The organism is Nocardia sp. XZ_19_385, from assembly GCF_015355755.1.
In the GTDB taxonomy this organism is placed as follows: Bacteria; Actinomycetota; Actinomycetes; order Mycobacteriales; family Mycobacteriaceae; genus Nocardia.
In genome coordinates this window covers 1,578,340-1,600,252 of record NZ_JACVEE010000001.1, presented here as the reverse complement: position 1 = coordinate 1,600,252, position 21,913 = coordinate 1,578,340, and the positions used below count along the sequence as shown (strand labels likewise).

28 protein-coding genes are annotated in these 21,913 nt (G+C 65.4%); 4 read left to right on the top strand and 24 right to left on the bottom strand.

The window, feature by feature from the left end:
* Positions 1–85 precede the first annotated feature (85 nt).
* Entirely contained in the window at positions 86–712 is a 627-nt protein-coding gene (locus IBX22_RS38245; RefSeq protein ID WP_309234471.1) for a cation transporter, read from the top strand.
* A gap of 145 nt (positions 713–857) precedes the next feature.
* Here the strand turns inward: IBX22_RS38245 and nhaA are convergent, their stop codons facing one another.
* From nhaA to IBX22_RS07360, 19 genes are all read right to left on the bottom strand, one after another.
* The gene (gene nhaA, locus IBX22_RS07450) at positions 858–2,000 is read right to left on the bottom strand and encodes a Na+/H+ antiporter NhaA (RefSeq protein ID WP_255526418.1); all 1,143 of its coding nucleotides are present in this window, start codon (positions 1,998–2,000) and stop codon (positions 858–860) included.
* A 242-nt stretch (positions 2,001–2,242) separates the two neighbouring features.
* Positions 2,243–2,419 carry a hypothetical protein gene (locus IBX22_RS07445; RefSeq protein WP_194814588.1) on the bottom strand — a complete coding sequence of 59 codons (177 nt, stop codon included), beginning with the start codon at positions 2,417–2,419 and terminating at the stop codon, positions 2,243–2,245.
* A 115-nt stretch (positions 2,420–2,534) separates the two neighbouring features.
* A complete protein-coding gene (locus tag IBX22_RS07440; RefSeq protein ID WP_194814587.1) occupies positions 2,535–2,945 on the bottom strand; it encodes a MerR family transcriptional regulator in 411 nt (136 codons plus the stop codon).
* 1 nt (position 2,946) lies between these two features.
* Positions 2,947–4,467, bottom strand: a complete 1,521-nt coding sequence (locus IBX22_RS07435; protein WP_194814586.1) for a SulP family inorganic anion transporter — start codon at positions 4,465–4,467, stop codon at positions 2,947–2,949.
* A gap of 340 nt (positions 4,468–4,807) precedes the next feature.
* On the bottom strand, positions 4,808–5,122 hold the full coding sequence (locus tag IBX22_RS07430; protein WP_194815648.1) for a multidrug efflux SMR transporter: 315 nt from the start codon (positions 5,120–5,122) through the stop codon (positions 4,808–4,810).
* A gap of 281 nt (positions 5,123–5,403) precedes the next feature.
* The gene (locus IBX22_RS07425; protein WP_194815647.1) at positions 5,404–5,781 is read right to left on the bottom strand and encodes a GFA family protein; all 378 of its coding nucleotides are present in this window, start codon (positions 5,779–5,781) and stop codon (positions 5,404–5,406) included.
* Positions 5,782–5,958: 177 nt separating this feature from the next.
* Positions 5,959–6,255: a hypothetical protein gene (locus IBX22_RS07420; RefSeq protein ID WP_194815794.1), complete on the bottom strand. Its 297-nt coding sequence runs from the start codon at positions 6,253–6,255 to the stop codon at positions 5,959–5,961.
* Between the two features lie 573 nt (positions 6,256–6,828).
* Positions 6,829–7,473: an NUDIX domain-containing protein gene (locus tag IBX22_RS07410; protein ID WP_194814584.1), complete on the bottom strand. Its 645-nt coding sequence runs from the start codon at positions 7,471–7,473 to the stop codon at positions 6,829–6,831.
* On the bottom strand, positions 7,470–7,907 hold the full coding sequence (locus tag IBX22_RS07405) for an NUDIX domain-containing protein (protein ID WP_194814583.1): 438 nt from the start codon (positions 7,905–7,907) through the stop codon (positions 7,470–7,472). Before IBX22_RS07405 ends, IBX22_RS07410 begins: the two co-directional genes overlap by 4 nt.
* 61 nt (positions 7,908–7,968) lie before the next feature.
* A complete protein-coding gene (locus IBX22_RS07400) occupies positions 7,969–8,268 on the bottom strand; it encodes an NUDIX domain-containing protein (RefSeq protein WP_194814582.1) in 300 nt (99 codons plus the stop codon).
* A complete protein-coding gene (locus tag IBX22_RS37365) occupies positions 8,219–8,368 on the bottom strand; it encodes a hypothetical protein (RefSeq protein WP_228538799.1) in 150 nt (49 codons plus the stop codon). Before IBX22_RS37365 ends, IBX22_RS07400 begins: the two co-directional genes overlap by 50 nt.
* Before the next feature lie 31 nt (positions 8,369–8,399).
* On the bottom strand, positions 8,400–9,386 hold the full coding sequence (galE, locus tag IBX22_RS07395; protein ID WP_194814581.1) for a UDP-glucose 4-epimerase GalE: 987 nt from the start codon (positions 9,384–9,386) through the stop codon (positions 8,400–8,402).
* Positions 9,387–9,413: 27 nt separating this feature from the next.
* Positions 9,414–10,220 carry a class I SAM-dependent methyltransferase gene (locus IBX22_RS07390; RefSeq protein WP_194814580.1) on the bottom strand — a complete coding sequence of 269 codons (807 nt, stop codon included), beginning with the start codon at positions 10,218–10,220 and terminating at the stop codon, positions 9,414–9,416.
* The gene (locus IBX22_RS07385) at positions 10,217–11,413 is read right to left on the bottom strand and encodes an amidohydrolase family protein (RefSeq protein WP_194814579.1); all 1,197 of its coding nucleotides are present in this window, start codon (positions 11,411–11,413) and stop codon (positions 10,217–10,219) included. The genes IBX22_RS07390 and IBX22_RS07385 overlap by 4 nt, the downstream gene beginning before the upstream one ends.
* The gene (locus IBX22_RS07380) at positions 11,410–11,751 is read right to left on the bottom strand and encodes a cupin domain-containing protein (RefSeq protein WP_194814578.1); all 342 of its coding nucleotides are present in this window, start codon (positions 11,749–11,751) and stop codon (positions 11,410–11,412) included. Before IBX22_RS07380 ends, IBX22_RS07385 begins: the two co-directional genes overlap by 4 nt.
* Entirely contained in the window at positions 11,748–12,911 is a 1,164-nt protein-coding gene (locus IBX22_RS07375; RefSeq protein WP_194814577.1) for a hypothetical protein, read from the bottom strand. The genes IBX22_RS07380 and IBX22_RS07375 overlap by 4 nt, the downstream gene beginning before the upstream one ends.
* A complete protein-coding gene (locus IBX22_RS07370; RefSeq protein WP_194814576.1) occupies positions 12,908–13,768 on the bottom strand; it encodes an NAD(P)-binding domain-containing protein in 861 nt (286 codons plus the stop codon). Before IBX22_RS07370 ends, IBX22_RS07375 begins: the two co-directional genes overlap by 4 nt.
* Positions 13,761–14,519: a ferredoxin gene (locus IBX22_RS07365; protein ID WP_194814575.1), complete on the bottom strand. Its 759-nt coding sequence runs from the start codon at positions 14,517–14,519 to the stop codon at positions 13,761–13,763. The genes IBX22_RS07370 and IBX22_RS07365 overlap by 8 nt, the downstream gene beginning before the upstream one ends.
* On the bottom strand, positions 14,504–15,688 hold the full coding sequence (locus IBX22_RS07360) for a cytochrome P450 (protein ID WP_228538243.1): 1,185 nt from the start codon (positions 15,686–15,688) through the stop codon (positions 14,504–14,506). Before IBX22_RS07360 ends, IBX22_RS07365 begins: the two co-directional genes overlap by 16 nt.
* A gap of 197 nt (positions 15,689–15,885) precedes the next feature.
* On the opposite strand from IBX22_RS07360, the gene IBX22_RS07355 reads away from it, so the two are divergent.
* Both IBX22_RS07355 and IBX22_RS07350 read left to right on the top strand, forming a co-directional pair.
* On the top strand, positions 15,886–17,001 hold the full coding sequence (locus IBX22_RS07355; RefSeq protein WP_194814574.1) for a helix-turn-helix transcriptional regulator: 1,116 nt from the start codon (positions 15,886–15,888) through the stop codon (positions 16,999–17,001).
* Positions 17,002–17,016: 15 nt separating this feature from the next.
* Positions 17,017–17,595 carry an HD family hydrolase gene (locus tag IBX22_RS07350; RefSeq protein WP_194814573.1) on the top strand — a complete coding sequence of 193 codons (579 nt, stop codon included), beginning with the start codon at positions 17,017–17,019 and terminating at the stop codon, positions 17,593–17,595.
* 130 nt (positions 17,596–17,725) lie between these two features.
* Here IBX22_RS07350 and IBX22_RS07345 read toward each other — a convergent pair whose 3' ends face one another.
* The 4 genes from IBX22_RS07345 to IBX22_RS07330 all read right to left on the bottom strand — a co-directional run bounded on the left by IBX22_RS07345 (position 17,726) and on the right by IBX22_RS07330 (position 19,456).
* Positions 17,726–17,908: a hypothetical protein gene (locus tag IBX22_RS07345; protein WP_194814572.1), complete on the bottom strand. Its 183-nt coding sequence runs from the start codon at positions 17,906–17,908 to the stop codon at positions 17,726–17,728.
* Complete coding sequence (locus tag IBX22_RS07340) at positions 17,905–18,159, bottom strand: hypothetical protein (protein ID WP_194814571.1); 255 nt, start codon at positions 18,157–18,159, stop codon at positions 17,905–17,907. Before IBX22_RS07340 ends, IBX22_RS07345 begins: the two co-directional genes overlap by 4 nt.
* A complete protein-coding gene (locus IBX22_RS07335) occupies positions 18,156–18,533 on the bottom strand; it encodes a hypothetical protein (protein ID WP_194814570.1) in 378 nt (125 codons plus the stop codon). The genes IBX22_RS07340 and IBX22_RS07335 overlap by 4 nt, the downstream gene beginning before the upstream one ends.
* Before the next feature lie 83 nt (positions 18,534–18,616).
* Entirely contained in the window at positions 18,617–19,456 is an 840-nt protein-coding gene (locus tag IBX22_RS07330; protein WP_194814569.1) for a hypothetical protein, read from the bottom strand.
* A 129-nt stretch (positions 19,457–19,585) separates the two neighbouring features.
* Between IBX22_RS07330 and IBX22_RS07325 the strand changes: the two genes are divergently transcribed.
* Positions 19,586–20,881: a hypothetical protein gene (locus IBX22_RS07325; protein ID WP_194814568.1), complete on the top strand. Its 1,296-nt coding sequence runs from the start codon at positions 19,586–19,588 to the stop codon at positions 20,879–20,881.
* Here IBX22_RS07325 and IBX22_RS07320 read toward each other — a convergent pair.
* Positions 20,878–21,912: an NAD-dependent epimerase/dehydratase family protein gene (locus tag IBX22_RS07320; protein ID WP_194814567.1), complete on the bottom strand. Its 1,035-nt coding sequence runs from the start codon at positions 21,910–21,912 to the stop codon at positions 20,878–20,880. The two genes, IBX22_RS07325 and IBX22_RS07320, sit on opposite strands and share 4 nt — an antisense overlap.
* Position 21,913 lies beyond the last annotated feature (1 nt).

Sequence of the window (21,913 nt, the reverse complement as noted above, 5' to 3'; positions counted from 1 at the left end):
TCGTACCGAAGACCTCCTGTCGCCCGCCACCAGTGCCGAATACCTGCGACACTGCACACCGGCTCGAACCGCTCGGAAAGACTGTGTGACCGCGCCTGCTGTGACCGAATCCGCTACCGGCGGACCGAATGCCGAACGGCGGGCGCTGCTGCGCCGCCGTGGCCTGGGCTTGGAGTACGCCACCCTGGGATGGAACGTCATCGAGATCGGATTCCTGATCTTCGCCGCAGTGCAGGCCCGTTCGGTCGCACTCGCGGGGTTCGCGCTGGATTCGGTGATCGAGATCTTCGCTTCCCTCGTCGTCGTCGGCCAACTCAAGGGCGCCACCGACCCGCAGCGTGAGAAACGGGCGGTGCGGTTGATCGGTGTCGCGTTCTTCGCACTCGCGATCTACATCACCGGCCAATCGGTGCTCACCCTCGCCCTGGGTATCCGCCCGGATTCCTCCCCGATGGGTATCGCCTGGCTCGCCGCCACCGCCGTGGTGATGCTCGCCCTGGCTGTGGGCAAAGCACGCACCGGCACCGAACTCGACCACCCTGTGCTGCGCGCCGAAGCGAAAGTCACGATTATCGACGGGGCCCTGGCCCTCGCCATCCTGATCGGTCTGCTGCTCAACGCCGTGCTGGGTTGGTGGTGGGCAGATATCGCCGCGGGCGTCGTCCTCATCGGCTACGGCCTGCGCGAAGGTTGGCACCACATCCGGCAGTAGTTGCCCCGTTCGACAGAGTCACACGCGACCGTGTGTGGTCAGCGGCAGTTTGGGCCCGGCGACTCCGACCACGATCAGCAGCAGAAATCCCAGCCGTGTCGTGGTGGCGGGCTCACCGAGCACCACGATCTTGTAGATGGCGCGATCACCTATCGACGGTCGCGTTGCGGCGGTACTGGCGGCTGCGATAGCCAAGGAGCACGGTGGCCAGGACTGTGGCGGTGAGGGTGCCGAGCAGGACCCCTCCCTTGGCGTTGTCCAAAACATCGGGAAGGGCGGGGTAGGACAGTTCGCTGATCAGCAGTGACACGGTGAACCCGATCCCGGCCAGTTGCGACATCCCGGCGATATCGACCCACGACAGGCCCGGGTCCAGCCGGGCACCGGTCAGGCGGGTGGTCAACCACGCACCACCCAGGACCCCGACGAACTTGCCGAGCACGAGCCCGGCGATCACCCCGAGAGTGACTCGATCGCCGAGCATCGCCCCGATCCCGGTGAACGACACCCCGGCCGAGAGCAGCGCGAAGATCGGCAACGCCACCCCCATCGCCCACGGGCGCAGCAGATTCTCCGCGGCATGGCTCGGATCAACGGCCTCTCCGGTGCGAGGGCGGGTGCGCATGAGCAAGCCCATCGCGACACCAGCGATAGTGGCGTGGATCCCGGCAGCGTGCACGAAACCCCAGATCGCCACCGCCAGCGGCGCATACACCAACACACTCGGAATACGGGCAGGCAGTCCTGGCCCGTGTTGCAACCAAGCGAACACCCCCAGCAAGGCCGCGGCCGCGCCGAGGGCAGCGAAATCGACCCCGCCGGTGTAGAACACCGCGATCACGAGGATCGCCAGCAGATCATCGACCACCGCCAAGGTCAGCAGCATGGTCCGCAGCGCTGGGGGTAGCCCGCGACCGACCAGGGCCAAGACAGCGACGGCGAAGGCCGCGTCGGTGGCCATCGGGATGCCCCACCCACGCGCGGCGTCACCGTGCCCGACGGTGAAGGCTAAGAACACAGCGGCCGGAACCAGGGCTCCGGTGACCGCAGCGACCATCGGCACCAGCGCTTGGCGGGGATCACGGAACGCGCCGTGGACGAACTCTTGTTTGAGTTCGTTGCCGACGATGAAGAAGAACACCGCCAGCAGCCCGTCGGCAGCCCAGGCGTGCAACGGAAGATTCAAACCGGCCCACGCGGGCCCGAGGGTGATGTCGCGCAACTGCTCGTACACAGGCGAGGCCGGGGAGTTTGCCCACACCAACGCGACCAGCGCGGCGGTGATCAACAGTGCCCGCCGGCGGTGTCGCCTCGCAGGGCCTGCGCGATGCGCGACCACGGACGGGCGGTCACGGGAACAGAATCGGATTTCACAGGAGAGTGCCTCACTCATACGGCCCGAACCCGGGCACGCCACAACCGGCCATCGACAGGACCGAGGCGCGCACCAGGAACAGGTGAAGGAACAGCGGGACCACGACCGCGGACTGCGGGCCGCCTCTCTCATCGGACTGAACGCAGTGGCGGTGGTCAGCGTCCGGGTGGGCAGCCCGAGATACGTCCGTGGGCGCAGGTGCCGAACGAACTCAACCAGCCGTTGGTGCCCGAGTGCCGATCCGCGTCGGCGGGCAGTGCCGGAATCCGGGCCAGAACAGCGGCGTCACCGCCGCGCCGATAGCGCGCACGGAACTGCTGCTGGGAACCCATCCCCTTCACCTTACCTATCCGCTTCAGGAGCGGCACTCGCTCATCTATCTGCCAGCCAGAAGGTACCGGGCCGCGCGGCGGACCCGATTCCGGACGAACCGACGAACCGGATCGGTCATTGCCGCGGTGTCGCGGATGCGCGCGCGGTGAGCAGGTCGGTGAATTCCTCGGCGTAGGCGAGCTGGCGCCGCAGCCGCTCGGCGCTGTCATGGGACTTGTCCTTATAGATCAGCAGCTCTGCGCTGGCTGCGGCGCGCTGCTGGGTGGTGGTGGCCTGGTCGTCGAGCACCTCGATCGCGTCCAGGAGTTGTTTCATCTCCGCGAGGGTGAACCCGAGGGGTTTCATGCGCCGGATCAGTAGCAGCCGGTCCACGTCAGCGGTGGTGTAGAGGCGGAACCCGCCGCTCGAGCGTGCCGAGGGCTGCACCAGGGCGAGCTCGTCGTAGTGGCGGATCGTCTTGAGCGACAACTCGGTGCGCTCGGCGACCTGGCCGATCTGCAGGAACCCGCCGGTATCGGCGCCCATGTCAGTGCCCGCCGGCCAGGTGCCCGGACAGCAGGTCATGGCGGGCTTCGGACGCCTCGTTCAACCCGATGATCTGCACGTTCTTGCCTTTGGTGGCGTATTTGGTGGTGATGGCGTCCAGGGTGGCCACCGTCGAGGCGTCCCAGATATGTGCATCCGACATGTCGATGACGATATTGGCTGGGTCGCCCGCATAGTCGAATTGGTAGACCAGGTCGTTGCTCGAGGCGAAGAACAACTCACCTCGCACCTGGTACACGCGGGTGTCGATAGCGCCGTCGTGATCGGTGTCGGCCTCGGCGACCTGGATCACCTCGGTGAAGTGTGCGACCCGGTGCGCGAACGCGATCATCGCGGTCAGTACACCGGCGATGACACCGTAGGCCAAATTGTGGGTGGCGACGGTGATCGCGACGGTCACCAGCATGACGGTGGTTTCGGCGATCGGCATGCGCCGCAGGGTTTTCGGGGCGATCGAGTGCCAGTCCATGGTCCCGACCGAGACCATGATCATCACGGCCACCAGTGCGGCCATCGGTATCTTGGCGACGAGCCCGCCGAGTCCGACAACCATGATCAGTAGGAACACACCTGCCAGGAATGTCGAGATGCGGGTGCGTGCGCCGGACACCTTCACGTTGATCATGGTCTGGCCGATCATCGCGCAGCCGCCCATGCCGCCGAAGAACCCGGTCACGATATTGGCTACACCCTGGCCCCAGCCCTCGCGGGTCTTGTCCGAATGGCTGTCGGTGATGTCATCGACCAGTTTGGCGGTCATCAGCGATTCGAGCAGTCCGACCAGGGCCATGGCCAGTGCGTACGGGGCGATGATCTCGAGGGTGTCCAGGTTCCATGGCACGTCCGGGATCAGCCATGACGGCAAACTCGACGGAAGTTCGCCCTCGTCACCGACATTGGGCACGTTCAGTGCGAAGACCATGGTGGCGGCGGTCAGGGCGACGATGGCTACCAGTGGGGCGGGAACGACGGTGGTGAGCTTGGGCAGCAACACCATGGTTGCGAGTGCGATCGCGACCATCGGGTATACCAGCCACGGCACCCCGAGCAGGTGTGGCAACTGGGCGGTGAAGATCAGGATGGCCAGGGCGTTGACGAACCCGACCATGACGCTGCGCGGGATGAACCGCATCAGCTTGGCGACCCCGACCACACTCAGCACGATCTGCAACACACCGCCCAGGATCACCGTGGCGATCAGATAATCCAGGCCGTGTTCTCTGGCCACCGGCGCGATGACCAAGGCGATCGCGCCGGTCGCCGCGGAGATCATCGCCCGGCGCCCGCCGACGACCGCGATGGTCACGGCCATGGTGAACGAGGCGAACAACCCCACTCGCGGATCGACCCCGGCGATGATGGAGAACGAGATCGCCTCCGGGATCAACGCCAATGCGACGACCAGCCCGGCCAAAATCTCGATCCGCAGCCGTCTCGGGCTGCGCAACGCACCCCGCACGGTGCCCTCGCCGGTATCGGGTTGATGGGTCATCGAGACCATCGGCACTCCATTTCATTCAGATCGCGCGCACGCGGGCACACCCGCACGAGTGCGAGACACTCGCCGGGCAACAGGGTCGGTAAGGGGTGTTGAGGGGTTGACCCGAGCGGGTCCAGGGCCGGTACCTCTGGCTACCGGTGCCGATACATCATTGTCGGCTACCACTCAGCGATCCGAACTCTACCCTTACGTGAGGGTAGAGTTGCAATGCGGTGTGATGAACGGTGTCGCACGTCTCACTCACACCTCACCGACATCACCACCGCGAACCGGGCCCTGACACCATGAGTGGCCTATCGCAGGCAGACCTCGAGCGTGTCAGGTCCGCTCACGACCGACCTCAATGCAGCAGTTTGAGCCCGGCCACTCCAGCGATGATCAGCAACAGACATCCCAGCCGTGCCGCGGTGGCGGGCTCATCGAGTACGGCGATCCCGTAGATCGCGGTGCCGACCGCGCCGATCCCCACCCACACCGCATAGGCGGTGCCGATCGGGATGGTGCGCACCGCGATCGCCAACCCCAGCATGCTCACACTCACCCCGGCCAGGAACACCAGCGTCGGCCACAAACGCGTGAAGGTCGCCGAACGCTCCAACGCCGCCGCGTACACCGTTTCCACCAGACCGGCGATGATCAACGCCACCCACGCCACCGACACCACAGCCTGCTTCCATACCCCGAAAACCGCCAGACGAACCGGCCCTCACCTGCTCATCCTTGCCGGAGCCAGCAGTGCCCGCAAATTCGCAGGCGTGAACTCCTGAGCCAACCGGCCGCAGGACTCCTTTGCGCTTGCGCGCGGGACGTGCACGACTCGCCAAGCCACGGTTGCCGGACTCTGCTGAGGCAAGCCGCTGTCGGCGTCGCGCCGATCTCGTTGGAGGAGTGCCGCGGCACTGGCAGGAGACTAGACCTAGGCCAGCCTGAAATCGCTCAGTCCTGTGCGCCGACGATCGGAAGCCACGGAACCGCGTTGGGGCGGAAGCTTTGCCGCTCGGGTACCAAACCCGTGTGATCATCGAGGCTCATCATCGTGACACCGACAAGCTCTGCGTCGCTATCGTCCTGGGCCCCAATAGAGCTCCCGCAGACACCGCAGAAGCCACGCTGCGAATCGGGAAAAGTGTTGTACCAGACCGGTTCTCCGCCGGGTCCGGTCCACTCGAATCCCTCGCGGGGAAAGTCGACCCACGACATGACCGGGCTACCGGACAATTTCTGGCAGTGGGGACAGCTACAAATGTGCGGAAATGACAAATCGCCCGAAGCCTGATACCTGATGTTGCCGCATAAGCAACCGCCGGAATGCATGGTGCGCATATCCTTTCACGTGATCCGTCGCCAGCAGAGAAGGGCGTCTGTGGGCGATATTCATCAACGGGATCTACCTCCCGCTGTCGATATCGTGTTCGTCGCTTCAGACCGTTGTCGATAGTAGATGCGGTTGCCCTTCATCGACGGAGGAAGCGGATGAATCCAGCTCCGCGATCAAGACAAATGCCCCCGAGTGCCCTTCGACGGCCGCAGCGGCAGTACCGTTCCGGGCTTTTGTGGGTTTGGTGGGCTGTCGCTAGGTCCATGCAGCAGGACCGCGGTAGCGAGCACGATCTGCTCGGCGCGATGGCGGGATTCTTTTTCGGCGGCTCGTGATTGCTGGAGGGCTTCGGTGAGCCGAGTGACTTCACCGCGCAGGCGTTTCTCGGCTTCCGGGGTCTGGTGGGTTTCGGCTCGCACACGTGCGTAGAACTGCTCTTTCAGGTCGGCGTGGCGCTTCTGCAACGCCATCCGGTGAACCTCGGCCTCCGCCGATCCGATGCGGATTATTCGGTGAGTCACAACGAAATTCGCGGTATGCCCTCAGATCGGTCCGCGTGGTCTGCCTCCACGGCAGACCCCGCTGCCAGAGCCACGACAGCAGCAGCCTGATGTCCGTCGCGTAGTTCCTGCGCGTCTCGCGCTCCAGACCCCGAAACTCTTGCGAGAGGATGAATTCCAGGAGATCCGCATCTACAACGAAGTCGGGGCGGACGAACACCGGATCACCGGGACGAAGCCCCGTTCGGTCCACAGCAGCCGGGAGATCCTGTATCCCCAGAACTCCATCGGGTGGGAGTGGTCCCCACCGGTCCGAATCCGGAACGAACACCAGCCACCACTCGTCCACCCTGCTCCTTCGTGAGTCTTGAACTCACTCAATCATCAGGGAAGCACAGGTGAGGCCAGATCGGGGCCGCCGTGGCGACGAATCGGATTTTTCCGCACAGACAACCACCTTCATGCATTCAGAAACGACTTTTCATTGAATGATGTTGATACCGTTCATCTTTCGGACTCGCCAGGGTAAGAACTTCCGCAGAATTACTGAGCGTAGTGAGACGACAAATGAGCAGACAGCTTATCCAAGAACCGACTGAAGCCGGGATCGAAATCGCCACCTGAATAGCCCTCTGGCGCATCGAGACTCCACCACCGCACCTCGCTGAACTCGCGGGGATCTGGGATCACCGGCACGCTGCGGTCGGCGTCGAAGACGAACCACAACGTCGCATCATGATGGCTGAACGGTGGCACGGTCCATGTAACCGTGAGAAACGCAGGCGCATCGCCAAACGCACGATGGAACTGCGGCGCGATCTGCAATTCCTCCTGCAACTCGCGTAGCACCGTCTCGCGGGGGTCCTCACCTTCGTCAACGTGCCCGCCAGGCATGAGCCATTTCTGGGCCAGGATGTGGGCGACAAGCATCACCGACCGACTTGCCTCGTCGAGCAGAACCGCATAGACCGCAAGGTGCTTCGGCGGCGTCGCAGGCTTCTCGACACGGAACAGCTGCGCCCCGGAGTCGATCCAGTCCAACATCCATGCCCGATGGTCGGCCTCTAGAGCATCGTGCGGAGTCACATCGGTTACCAGTCCACGCACCACCGCGCGCGGGTCTACCTGCTGGGCGATCCCAGAATCAGTCATTGCCGCTTCCTCGGTTCCTCGATTGAGCAGGGTCATCGAAAGAAAAGTCGGCCCAGCAACGCGCCTTGCCCCGATTGCAGGATGTGCGCCGCTTCGACCGGGATCCAAAAGCATTCGAGCAATGTTGGCTCGCCCTGTCCGTCGTGGTCTTCCTGACTGGTCCACCGCTCGGGTGCGGGTTCGCACAGTTCCAGCTCGAATACATGGCGCCGCTGCAACTCCCAGCGATACGGGGACATGTCATAGGTGAACTCGCCGAGGTTGCGCACGACCTTGAAATCGGTCAGCCCTGTCTCCTCACGGGCTTCGCGCAGCGCCGCGTCCTGTGGGGACTCACCGGGCCGGATGCTGCCGGCCGGGACTTGGATGCCGACTTCCTCGTAGGAGTAGTCGGTGTGCCGAAAGACGAGCAACTTGCCGTCGCGCACCACATAGATGAGCACCTTGTCCGTGGTGACTTTTTCGGGCATGTGACGAGTCCTTCCTGACAGCCCTACGTGGATGCGTGATGCCTTTGCCGCGGATTGTCTTTCAGTTGGGCGAAGTAGTCGGCCAGCATCTCGTTTCTTCGAACCCGAGCACGGTGGCGGCTACGTCCCCCTCGCTGAACCAGCGCAGGTCTTGGCCCTCGGTCAGGGTGATGACGTTCAAATCGAGGTCCAGGTGGGTTCGGAAGGTGTGTTCGAGTAGGCCCCAGTGACGTTCGCGGGTGCAGTGGTGCTCGACCTCGGCGGGGTCCAGGTCCACACCGATTTCCTCTTTGACTTCGCGAATCACGTTCTCAAGCGGCGTTTCGCCGGGATCGCGGACGCCGCCCAGGAGCGCCCACATGTCCGGGCAAGGGATCCCCGGCCTTGTCGCGCAGGAACAGCAGTATCTCGCCGCGTGCGTTGCGGATGATGATGTTCGAGCCCTCGTGAGTGATTGCCATTGCGCTGCCTCTCATGACCGTGCTGTCGTGATCAGTTCCCCGCGTACAGCTCCCGATGGAATCGCCAGGCGTCGCCGACGATGGTTTCCAGGTCCGCGTGCTCAGGCTTCCAGCCCAGCTCTCGATGTGCCTTGTCGCTGGCCGCGATACATACCGCAGGGTCACCGGGGCGTCGTTCGGCGAGGTGGACGGGGAAGTCCGAGCCGGTGACCTCGCGGACCGTATCGAGGACTTCCCGGTTGGTGTGCCCGGCGCCGTTGCCGAAGTTGTAGACCTCGTAACGGCCAGGCTCGATGGCGGCCAGGGCGAGGAGGTGCGCGGCGGCCAGGTCGGCGACGTGGATGTAGTCGCGGATACAGGTGCCGTCGCGGGTCTCGTAGTCGGTGCCGAACAGCGTGAATTCCGGACGCTGCCCACCGGCGGCTTGCAGCAGGATCGGAATCAGGTGCGATTCGGGGTCGTGACGCTCGCCGAGGTGGATTCCGTCGGTGGTGAGCACGGACCCGCAGGCGTTGAAGTATCGCAGCGATGCCGCGCCCAACACCTCGGATGCTCCGCATTCTCCGGCGATCAGCTGATCAACGGTCGATTTCGTTGCCGCGTAAGGGTTTTTCGGACAGACCTCGGCGGACTCATCGAAAGCGGTTATGCCGTCGCCGGTGTACATCGAGCCCGTGGAGGAGACGATCAGCCGCGGTACCCCGGCGGCGCGGATCGCGCGCAGCAACGCCAGCGATCCTTCGATGTTGTTGGCCCAGTACTTGTCTGGATTGCGGACCGATTCGGCGACCTCGATGGAACCGGCGAAGTGCAGCACGCCATCGAATCCAGCATCGGGGGTGAGGATGTCGGCCGCCTGATGGATCGACATCCGGTGAAATCGGGCGCGGGCAGGCAGGTTCGCGGCGAAGCCAGTGGAGAGGTTGTCGATGATCTCAACCTCATGGCCCGCGGTGACGAGCTGGTGGGCGACGATGGAGCCGATGTATCCGGCTCCGCCGGTGACGAGCAGTTTCACAGGTCCGAATCCTCCTGGGGTATGGGGCTATTCGACGGTGGCCACGACAGAGATGTAGCCCTTGGGGTCACGCCACACCTGGCCGGGGTTGGCGGCGAACCAGGTGTCGATGTCGGCGGCAACAGCGGCGCGGATCTCGGCGCGGTGCGGGGTGTCGGTATCGACTCCGCAGAAGGAGAACAGTGCCTCGGCGAATCGCAGCAGCGGCGGCGCGCTCGAGAAGATCAAGGCGTTGTCGAAGCGGTGTACGTGGGCGTTGCCGAACACGGCGTCCATCATGTCCGGCAGGGTGGACGAGGTGACGCTGTTAGCCATCTCCTCCACCGGAGCGAGCCCGAACGGGCGGGCATGGCGGGTCACCAATTCTCTTGTGCGTGCGCATGTTCCGGGATGATTCACCGTGACGATGACGCGGCCGCCGGGGCGTGTGATGCGCTGGAACTCGCGCAAGGCGGCCTCGGGATGGGGGACGTGATAGAGCATGTGGCGCGCGGTTGTCAGATCGAATTCACCGTCCGCGAAGGGCAGGTGCTCGGCGTCGGCGAGGCGGGTATCGACTCCGGCGATGGCGGCGGCGGCCGCGACCATGGCCGGCGAGGTATCGACGCCGACCAAGCGGCCACGGTGCCCGCCGTTGGCCAGTTGTGCCAGGAAACGCGCGTCGCCGCAGCCGATGTCGGCGAGTTCTTCGGCGCCGGTCAACTCGAGCAGATCCAGGACCATGGAGGCGGGGTCGTCGGGGTGCTCGCTGTGGCGGGCGTGGGTGTCGATGCGGATCTGTAGAGGGGTCGCGGACGCGTATTCCGACGACAGGGTGGGGCCGCTGGCACTCATGGTCGGGTGTTCTCCTCGGTGGTGTTGGCGGGGTAGTGCAGGTGTCCAGCGGTCGCGACCAGGACAGGCGCGGTCAGTGCGCCGAGATCGCTCGTGGGATCACCGGGCACTGCAATCAGATCCGCCGAACGTCCGGCGGTGAGCGTACCGGTGAGATGGTCGATGCGGAGCGCTTGCGCGGCACTGGAGGTGGCCAGTTTGATGATGTCGCTCGCGCTGTATCCGAGATCGGTCCAGATGGGCAGGGAATGTGCGTACTGGTAGTGCGGAGTCTGCGGGATTCCCGAATCGGTTCCCGGGATCAACCGGACACCGGCGTCGAGCATGACCCGCAACTGCTCGCGGCGCACGGCCCACGGCAATCGTCCTGTCGCTTCGCGCGCCTGGTGATTGATGGTGGGACACACCAGGATTCGCCGATCGGCGATTTCGCGCACCACTTCGTGATCGAGGTCGAACCCATCGGCGCTCATCCAGGTGCAATGTTCGAGGGAATCGACGCCCGCACCGACGGCTTGGCGGATTCCGGCGGTGCCGTGCGCGTGCGCGGCCACCGGCAGCCCGTGAACGCGGGCCGCCGCCACGATCCTGGCGAGTTGGGCATCGGTGAACTGAGGCTCGTAGGGGGATGACCGTCCGCCGGTGGTGAACCCGCCGGTGACCATGACCTTGATCCAGTCGGCACCACGTGCGGCGTTGGCCGCGACGAGCCGGTCGATGTCCGCAGGTTCGGTCACCACGCCGCCGAGCCCGGCGCAGTGGCCTCCGGCCACGGTGAGCGGAATGGTTGCGGTCAGCACCCGCGGTCCCGCATCGAGGTCGCCCAGAGTGCTGGCGTCGATGTAGCGGGGCGCGCCGAGATCGCGAACAGTAGTGATCCCCGCGTCGCGCAGCTGTCGCAACGCGGCATGGATCGTGGCGGCCACCGCCATGCGCGTGGTGGCCAGCAGCGCTACCGGAGGCCGAGGGTCGCCGCCGAAACTCAGATGCACATGCGCGTCGATCAGACCGGGCAGGAGCGTGGCCTCCGGCAGGCCAATTCGCTCGGCCGAGGCCCCGGCCCAGCGTGCGGGCAACCCCTCTGACTGGCCGACCCAGGCGATTCGCTCATCGGCAAGCACCACCGTGCCCGGCGCCAGCGTCGGCCCGCAGCCGGTGAGGATTCGGGCGGCCTCGATGATGTGGATGGTCATGACGCGGGCGGGGTCGGGGTGTGGCGGTCGTGGTCGGCGAAAATTTCGACCACCAGCGTTCCCGGCCCCACGTGCGCCGAGTGCGGTACTTGGTCGCCGAGGGTGAAGCTTTCCCCGGCCGTCACCGTGCGGGTGATTCCTTCCGCTGTCAGCTCCACCGCGCCGGCGACGACGACGCCGATCTGCGGGCCGTGCTGGTGGCGCGGCACCTGCGCGCCGTCAGGAAAGGACCAGAGCACCACTTGCCCGTGCGGGCTCGCGATCAGATACCCGGCACCGCCGGGGTAGGGCGTGGCGAGAGCGGGCAGCGTACGCACCCAATCGGGCCATTCGATCATGCGTTGACCTCCTGCCGAGGGATACCGGTGTAGGGGTCCGGGCCCAGGTAGTTCGGCACCGGTCGCGCGCCGAAGTTGTGGGGACCGAGCCAGCTGTAGTAGTCGCGGCGCAGGGCTTGAAGATGTTGGCGCAGAACATGATTCGGATGCTCTATGCCGCGGCTGAATTCCACCGGGGAGATGCGCGCCAGGGCATCGGCGGCGGCGTGGGCGCTGGGCAGGGTGCCGCGGTCGATCGCGATGACGATCACGTGCAGCGCCGAGGCCGCCGACTGCCGCAACTGGGTCGGCCCGTAGAGGATGATCGTCGCCGCCGCTACCGCGCGTTGGAACCCGTCGAGGACGTGCATCCCGGCGCGGGCGCTATGGAGTGCGGCGATGAGCTCGCGTTCCCCGCTTGGACCGCCGAAGAGTCGGCAGGTCGCCGCCACGACCAGCTCATAGGTTTGACGCGCGGTGATCGGCGAAGCGGTGTTCAGCTCGCGAGCGCGCACCAGTCGCGCGACCATCGCCGGATCGGCCACCGCGCACACCGCCGGATCGTCGGCCAGTGCGCTGTAGCACTGCGGGGCCGATTCGTCGCGGGCCGCGACCGCGCGCAGGGATTCCAACGCTGTCTTGAGCCGCCACGGGGTCGCCCCGGCGGGGCTGTCAGGACAGTAGATCGCCGCCAATTGGTGCGTGATCCCTTCCAGCCCTTCGCGTTTGCCGATGCGAGGCGAAGCGACCCCGGCCACCGGCCGCCCGGACAGTGGCCGGGCGGCAGCGTGGTGCAGGTCGGCCCCGAACCGGCCCGATACCCGCCGCAGATTGCGCCGGTGCACCGCGAACACCGTGGTATCGACCTCGGGATGACGCTCGCGCACACTCCACAAGAACTTCTCCACGCACGCAACGGTGTGATCGTCGTCCTGGTCGAGCACAGCCACCAGATCCACGTCCGAGCCCAGCAGATAACCGCCACCGTCGCGGCAGCGGCACGAAGGCTCCCCCCGCGCAAGCGAACCGGACACGCAGACGCTGGCTTCCCCGCTCAGGTGGGTTCGCGCGCAATCGCGCACCGTGTCGGTGTAGACGGCGAGCTGACCGTTGATCTGTCTACGAGCGGGCAGCGGGGTGGTGGCTGCGCGGGTGAACCAGTCACATTCCGGGCCGGTCATGGTGTGCCCCGATCGGATTCGATGATCGCCGACATTTCGCATTCGCCCAGACCCTGGGCAGCGGCCTGGGCGAATCGGGCAGCGGCTTCCTCGATCAGCGGAGGTACCGGAGTGTCGAAGGCGTTGCGCAGGTAGCGCAGATCCTTCGCGATCACACGCAACGAGCAGTCGGTGAGCGGGTGGTCCCCGGCCCGCATTGCCTCGCCGTAGGCGCTGGTGACCGGCGCGGCCCAACCGTGCCGGGACCACGCGTCGATCAGCTGGCGTTGATCAAGCCCGAATGTGGCGGTGGCGGTGAGCGTTTCGGACAGCGCTGCCAGGATCGCCGCCGCCAAGGCGTTGTTGAGCAGTTTGGCCGTGGCCGCCCCGGCGGCCTGGTCGAAGTGCAGCACCTCGCACGCTACGACCGACAACAAAGGCTCCGCCAGATGCAGCGCGGCCGTGGTGCCAGCGGCGAAAACCAGCAGGGTGCCGTTCTGCACCCCCACGCGGCTGCCGGTCATCGCCGCCAGCACCGGATGCGCCCCGGCCCGCACGGCCTCATCCATCCACCGTTGCGCGGCTTGCGGTGAAAGCGTGGAACTTTCGATGACCAGCGTCCCAGCGGCGGCCCCGAGTGCCCCGCGTGGTCCGAACCAGCTCGCGCGACTGGCGGAATCGTCGTGCACGAAGCTCCACACCGCGGCCGCGCCCTCGGCGGCCTGCGCCGGTGACGCGCACACCACCGCCGGACCCTCGATCGCGTCGGGATTGCGGTTGTAGCGCCGCAGCTGATACCCATGGGCATCCAGGACCCCTGCGGCGGTATTGGCCATGATCCCCGCACCCAGCACGGCCACGATCGGCGAATCAGTCATCACTGCCCGCCTTGCCGTAGAGCAACCACACCATCGTCGGCGCGAACTCGGCCCTTATCGTCAACTCCGCATACCGTTGCGCGACATCGACCGAGGCGATACACGCATCGGCCTCGCCACGCGCGGCGGCGGCCGCCGCCAGCGGCTTGGCGTTCACCGCGATCAGCCGCGCACCCGGAGCATGATGGGCGGCGAATACCCGCGTCGCCGGATGCGTGGCCACGGTCGCGACCGGTCGGCCGCGCTCACCGAGATCACGGTGAGTCGCGAAACACATTGGCTTGGTAGGACTTTCCCAGCACCGTTCGAGCCGAAGAACCCCCGTGTGGGTGAAGTGCTGATCGACCCACGAATCGGTAGCGCGGGACTGCTCATCGAGCGCGAGGTACCCGGCCGCGACCAACGCCCGCACCCCGCCGTCGTCGGCGGCGGTGCGCATCGCCACCGCAAAGGACTCCACCAAGACCACCGCGTCGGAATGCTTCTGCGCTTCAGCCTGCGCGTCTGTTCCGGCCGGTCCCAGCGTGACGATCGGCGCCGCGACCCGAAACCCCACCGGCGCGAGTTCACACACCGTCAGGGCTTCGTTCGGGCAGCACGCCGCCGCCGCGCGCGCCTGGGCGATAGCCAGGATCGTTGCGTCGATGGCGGTGGCGTGGCCGTCGATCAGGCGCAGATGGGGTGCGGCGATCGGCAGGCAGACACCGGTTCCGGCGCAGCGCGTGGTGTCGATGATCAGTTTGGCGTCCACGTGACATCCAATCGTTCGAGGGATCGAACTACCCGGCCTTGCCGCCAGATCCCCGCGTCGGCGGGCTCGGCCAGCCGCAGATCCGGCAGCCGCGTGGTCAGGGTTTCCAGGGCGATGCGGGCCTCGAGGCGGGCCAGGCCCGCGCCGACGCAGTAGTGGGTGCCGTGCCCGAATGCCAGATGCGGCAGCTTCATTCCCCGGTCGAGCATTAGTTCGTCAGGGCTGTCGAACACGGCAGGGTCGCGGCCGGCGGCGTGCATGGCCGGGATCACCGCGTCCCCGGCGCGCACCGGCACCGGCCCCAGCTGCACATCCGCCGTCGCGACGCGCGTGAACCCGCCACCGACCCCGACCGGGACGAACCGCAACAGTTCCTCCACCGCCGCCAGTATCCGGTCAGGGTCTTCCACCAAGTGGCGGTAGTGGCTGCGGTCACGCAGGAGCGCGAATACCGCGCTGGACAGAAACACCGTTGGCGAGCCCCGGCCACCGATCAGGCAGGCGATGATCAGGTTGAGCACGTGCTCATCTCCGCCCGAGGACTGACCGAGCATCGCGAACAACCCGCTGCGATTCTCCGCAGCCATCGCGCGGGCAAGATCTTCACACTCACTGCGCGCGGCGGAAAGGGTCGCCACAGTCGCGTCTCGGGCGGTAAGCGCGTCGCCGAGCGCAAATACCTGTTTCCGGAAACGGGTTGGCACACCGAACATCTCGCACACCACCTCCGCCGCGAACGGCTCAGTGAACCCGGCCACGATGTCGACCGGATGGCCGGTCGAAGGCAACGCATCGACCAGGGCGTTCGCCAGATCAGCGACCGCCGGGGCCATCGCGGCGACCTGGCGCGGGGCGAACATTCCCGCGATCAAGGTCCGCAGCTCGGTATGCCGGGGCGGGTCGGTGGCCAAGATCGCCTCGGCCGGAAGCACTTCGGTCGAGAGCCGGGCCACCTCGGGCCGGTTGGCGTGTTCGCGGGAGAACACCGGATCGGCCAACACCCGGCGCACAAGGGCGTGATCGGTCACCAGCCATGCGTGCTTGCCCGAAGGCAGCTCGACTCGGGCGACCGGCCCGACATCGCGATAGTCCGGCTCCAAATCCAGGGTGTGGGCTTCGCCGAAGGGATACCGGAGTGGACAAACAGCCTGGGTTGTATTGGGATTCATCAAGGCGCGTTCCCTTCGCTGGTGACACGGTTGAAACACCATCTGCGGCTGAGGAATTCGTCGCGATGCCACGGACTCTGATTCAGCCGATTGGATATTCGAGCGGTGGTCCAAAGGTAAGCTGACCAGGCTGAATGCTGAACTGACCCGCAGTACGAGTACCGACGGCCCAGCCGTGCACACGCAGAGGAAAGCCCATGGGCACACCCCGCGAAATCCTGACCCCGAGTCAAGGTGCGCGCTTCGGTGCGGTCTCCGGCTTCCTGCTCAAACTGCTGCGTGAGGCCGCAGGGTTTACACAAGCCGAGTTCGCCGAACGCCTCGGCGTCGATATCTCGACCGTCAGTTCCTGGGAAAGCGGGCGCCGCCCGCTGGCCAACCTGCGCGCCGGGGAACTGACCCGCATTCGGATGCTGCTCACCAGGCACGGCGCACCCTCGCAGGCAATCGCGCTGTTCGACGACGCTCTGCAAGCCGATCTCATCATCGGCGACACCATCGCCGGTGAACCCCATACCATCGGCGTCGAGGAGCACCCGCTGTCGGTCAGCATTCATCAACGGACGCTGGCGAACCTCATCACCTGGCCCATCAACGGCCGTCCGCCCGTGCAGCTGGACGAGCTCAGCGACCGCCGCGGGCGCGGGCCCAGGCCGGCGAGGCCGGTCGTTTCCGCCACCGAGCGCCAGCGGTTCTTCGACCATCTGCTTGTCGTGGCCGACCGATGCCGGGAACCCGGTGACGCCCTGCTGCGCCGCCAGGCCATCTACCTGCTCGGATTCGACGACCGCGACGACTCCGCGGAATGGCTGGCTAGCGAACTGATCCGCGCTCTGCGCTCGGTCGCGCTCACCGACGTGCCCGGCTGGTTGAGGGTCCGGTCCTCGGCAATCGCCTTGGCCACCACTGGTGATCGAGATCCGCTGCGCGCGTACCTGACTCGGATGCACGACGACCAAGCCCAGGAGCTGACCAATCTCACCTATTACGCCTATTGGGTCGGGGAACTGGGGCCGGGCACGCTGACCGATGATGCCTCGATGGCTCGGATCGAACCAGCTGCCTGGTCGGGTGAGCAGCTGTTGCGGCACCTGCTCGAACGTCTGCAACCCGGCACCGAGCAAGCCGACCTCTACGCCCACACCCTCGCTGACCTGCTTGCCAGCCACCCGCACCTGCTCGCGGCAAACCCCGCCTTGCGCGAGGCGACACACGCGGCGGTGGAACGGATGCGCGATGACACCGATTTGATGCCCCAGGCCCGGCAGGATCTGGCTAACGTGGCCTACGCAGTACGCCTTTCCAGCCGATGACGCGAAGGATGAATCATGGATGACGCGCACCAGCTCGGCCCTGACGCCGCAGCCGAAATCGCCACCTTCGCCTACGAATTGGGCAACCTCAAACGCGAACCCCGCAAAGGATGGCGGCAAGCACTTATCGCCAACCCTGAGTCGGTCGCCGATCACACCTGCCGCGTCGCGCAACTCGCGTCCATCATCGCCGCTCTCGAAGGCGGCGATCCCGCATCGGCCGCGCACATGGCGGTCTGGCACGACAGCCAGGAAACCCGCAGCGGCGACAACAACAAGACGTCCAAACCGTTCATGACCGTGGTGGACCACGAGACCATTACCGCCGCGCAGGTCGAACGACTCCCGGAGGCGGTGCGAAACGCGTTGCAGCGCACCGTCACCGAGTTCGAGACCCAAGCGACCATCGAAGCCGTCAGCGCCAAGGATGCCGACAAGCTCGAATGCCTCTTCCAGGCCCTCGAGTACCGCGCTGCTGGCAACACCCTCATGCAGGAATGGATCGACGATTCCTACGAGGCGTTGAAAACTACCACCGCGATACGCATCGCGGACGCGGCGCTGGTGACCTCGCCACTGAAGTGGCGGCAGTGACCCCTTCCAGGGGCCTGCGGCTCGCCTGGTCACGAGCGAGTCCGAGGGAGCACGGCAAGCATGGGTAACCCCTTCGTTGGAACTCAGCGAACGCCGTTGGTGGTGGTCTGGGACCAGCCCATCGTGCGGGCTACTGATTCAGCCATTGCTCAACATCGGTCAACGGCAGGGCGGTGCGAACTGCCTCCCCGTCCTCGGCGTCCAGCAGCTGCCACAGATCGGCTGAACTATCGGGTTGAACAAGCCGATAGCCCAGGCGCGCTGCACGCGCGGTCAGGAACTCGATCCGCAGCGCTGCCTGGCTTTGGGTCATGACGTGCGGAACTCGACGCTAATATCCAACTCCGAAAACGCAGCTATGGACTCCGACATCAGCGCGCGAATGTCCTGCACAGTGCCGTCCTCGTCCTGGGCTGGCGGGTTATCCGTGCCATCCCAACGCTTGAGCCTTTCGACCACGGCCTCAAGCAGTGCTTGCAGCTGCGCCGTGTCGGTCTCCGGTGGCGAATCCTGTGGATTGATCAGCAGGGGAAGTTGCGTGCCGGGGTCTCTACGGCGCATCACGACCGCAACCGCCCGTCCATATCCTGGCCCGCGCTCGGCGCCGCGCCCCCGCGCGGTGGACCACCGGTCACCTCGCCGTGTTGGGGCACGTGCTCCGAACGCCATTTACGGATGGCGGCATCGACTCGATGTTGCTCCTCGGAGTCCGTCGTCCAATCGACATCGAGGAGTGCCGAATTCGCGACGCGAAGTGTCTTCCGTATCTCACAGGTCATCTGTAAATCAGCGACGTGGTCGAGGCTGACCACGTAGACCATCGGATGGTCGAGATAGGTCCACAGGGTTCGCAACCGTTCAAGCGGCGGGAGCTGACCCGACCCATGTGGGTTGTGGATAATGAAGCCGCAGAAATCTCGCTCCTCGGCACGCGCCACCCCGCGGATCATTTGCTGGTGCCACGCGATGTCATGGCCGGACATGCCAGTGTCCAGATACCCGATCGCGTTCCGATGCTCCTTCATGAGCGCCTGACCGACATCTCGCACTCGGAAAGTGCTTCGAGCAGGATTTTCAGGTCGGGCCTGAACGTTGTGAATGGCGGATGCACCCACTTGCGGATCTTGGCTTCTTCCTCATTGCTGTACAGCGAAGGCAGAGCGACGACTTCGCCGACGGGCATGACTCTCGAGTCTGTGCGTCGCAGTGCGCGCCGGTATTGTGCGGATTCTGCGGTCCTCGCTGAGCGGCGGGCCAGGAACGTCCACCGATGCGACCTATGCCAGATCACCGGGCCGAGTTCGTTTCGGCCCTTCAGCAACTCGCGAATCTCTTCACCGAGTTCGCTTGGTGTCGTTAGCCCTTGAGTCTCGTCGCCGATGGTGACAGTGATGCGCCCAGCCGGGTCGAGGCTCGCAGGCAGGTCGCACATGGTTTGCAACCGGTAACAAATGTCTTGATCGCGGTCGCAGAGCATATCGCCGGTGATCATCCGATCCTCTCCCAGCACTTGGTCAGAGCCGTAGTCAGCCACCGGCACCGTGGGGCGGTACTCGGCGGGCAGATCAGGCAGTCCGCATCGGGGAGCGATGAGAACGTCGCCGGAACAGTCGCGGCCCACGATCGCCGTGGCTGCGCAACGCCCGGTTACACCGCCCGCCGTGCACACGGACAGGAACCGGGCCACCTCAGCCGGCGGCGTGGGAGGAGGTGGCGGTAGCGGAGTCATAGCATCACCACGCACTAGTCGAGCAAGATCTTCGAGGCCCATAACGATGCACCCCCGTGCAATCTGCGATGAGTTGGATTCAACCGGCGGCGGCGATTCGAGATCAACCGCCGCCGGAGGTTGTTTGAGCATCGCCTGTATCGGTAGGTCGTTGCATGGGCGTTCGGTGGTCTCTTGTGGTCTCTATCTGGTCTCTTCTACCCGGCGCTCGCTCCGGAGGGTGGAATGTATTTACCGTTGGTCCCGTGGGTGGAGGTTTGGATGGAACTCGAACACAGCTCGCGCACACGCCTGGAACAGCTGGCGTTACAGCAGGGACTCGGATTGTCGGAGTTCAAGCGAGAGTTCGACACCCAAGCCACTGCATTCGGATTCGCGAATCTCGTCCCGTTGTCAACCAGCGCCGCGCAGCGGTGGCTCCGAGGCGTCGCGGTTCCTCGTGACTCAGCACGACGCGTACTCGAGCTTTGGTTCGGGGAGCACATTTCCGTCCTCACCGGCCCACCCTTGGAGAAGATCCTCACTCGTACGGAGCAGGAGCTCGCGGTGAACGCAGCGCACGAATCGGTCAGCCACGCCATCGCGGCGGCAGCCGCGCTCGATCCCTCGGCCTTAGAACATCTACACGCCGCCGCGGATAAAGCTGCCCGCGCGTATTACACGACGCCCACCATGGAGATGCTGACCGATCTGGTGGCCTTGCGTAACCTGATCTACGTCCAGATGGACCGGACCCGCAAACCTCTTCAGGCGGCGGATCTGTATCTGCTGGCTGGACAGACTTGTGGCCTGCTTTCGTCCGTCTCATGGGATCTGGGCTTGCTCGGCGCAGCCGACGAGCAAGCACGTGCGGCATACAGCTACGGCTGCGCGATAGATCACCCCTCGCTCAAGGCGTGGGCTCGCGCATTGCAAGTTACCGCTTCCTTCTGGGCTGGTACGCCTCGCCAAGCCCACAAGATTGCTGCCGCTGCCTTGCCTGATGCGCCCCGGGGGACAGCCAGGGCGCGCCTGCACAGCGTGAATGCTCGTGCCTTGGCTCTCGTCGGAGCCCATGATGAGGTACGCGAAGAGCTGGATTCGGCCAGCACCGAACTCGAGCGGGCGGGCGCCGACGCCTTCCTCGATGACATTGGCGGCGAGTTGGCTTTCGATTTGCCACGCCGGGGACTCTGCGCCGGCGCGGCCTATGTCGTACTCGGAGACGGTGAACGTGCTGAGCAGGAAGCTCAAGCCGCCGTCGCGTTGTTCGCCGAAGTCCCGGATTCAAATCGTTGGGGAGCGGGAGCTTTGAGTGCACAGGTGGATCTCGGTGCGGCCCGGACGCTGCGCGGTGATCTCGCCGGTGCAGCCGATGCGCTGGCGGGTGTTTTCAAGGTGGAACCGAGCAAGCGCACCGAGGCAGTTGCCCAACGTCTGAACGCTCTCGCGAAGACGTTGGGAACCGCGCGATTTCGCGGTGCGGCGGAGGCCATTGAACTCGGAGCCAAAATCGAAGATTTCACGACGATCTCGCTCGCTCGCACGGCGGCGGTGCGTGCGCTCCCGCCAGCCTAAGCCCCGCAGTGGTCGAGCTGGACTGCATCCCAAAGCCCGAGTATCGCTCGCTCTCGGTCAGCGGTGATGCCGAGTTCGGCGGACCGTTCATGTTCTACCGAGGCACCCCCGTCTTGAAGCCAGGCCCAGGTGTCGGCCACGGTATCGCGAAGGGGGCGTGTGACGAGTCCAGCGGCGTTTGCACGCGAGGAATCGACCGCCCACGCACCCGCGTAGGTGCGCCATAACGGCAGTTCGGTCCACTGCCGAACACCTTGCTCGGCCAGCCAATGCTCGTCGGTGACCCATTCGAGATCTGCGTTGTTCCCGGTGATCTCGTTGCAGGACCCGAGAAGATCCGCCATCGTCTCCCTGGCTGGGGTGGCTGTCACGTTGAACATCCCGGACAACCCGGGGACCAGTGCAAAGTCGGCGACATCGCGGACATCAACGGGCTGAATTCGCCGATCGGGCCGTCCTGGCGCTAGCACGCGTCCACCGCGTTGCATGCGCCGCAGCCACCAGTCGAGGCGCCCGACGTATTCGCGAGGACCCAGAATCACTCCGGGGCGGAGAATAGCCGTCCGGGCCGTTCCGAAAGTCTCGAGCACCGCGCGTTCGCAGCCAGCTTTGCCGAAACCGTACTGCGATGGTCCGGGGTCGCCGTCGTAGCCGTAGTCCGCTCCGGCATCAGCAGGGCAATCCAGGGTGGGCGAATCCTCTGTCAGCGGCTCGGTGGGCCACCTCTCGTAGGCCGACACGGACGAGATGAGCAAATACCTGTCCACGACCGGTTCCAGTGCCCGTGCCAACGCCAGCGTCTCGTTCGGTACGTAGCTACTGGTGTCCACCACCAGATCCCACGGACCGCGAGCAGCCAGCCGGGCAACGTCGTCGGCATTGGTGCGATCGCCCCGGATCGAATCGACTCCAGCTACCTCCGACCCGGTCCGTCCTCGCCGGAATGTCGATACAGCGCCACCTTTCCTGATCGCCTGTTCGGCAATCGTCGCGCCCAAGAACCAGGAGCCGCCAAGGATCAGTACTCGCATA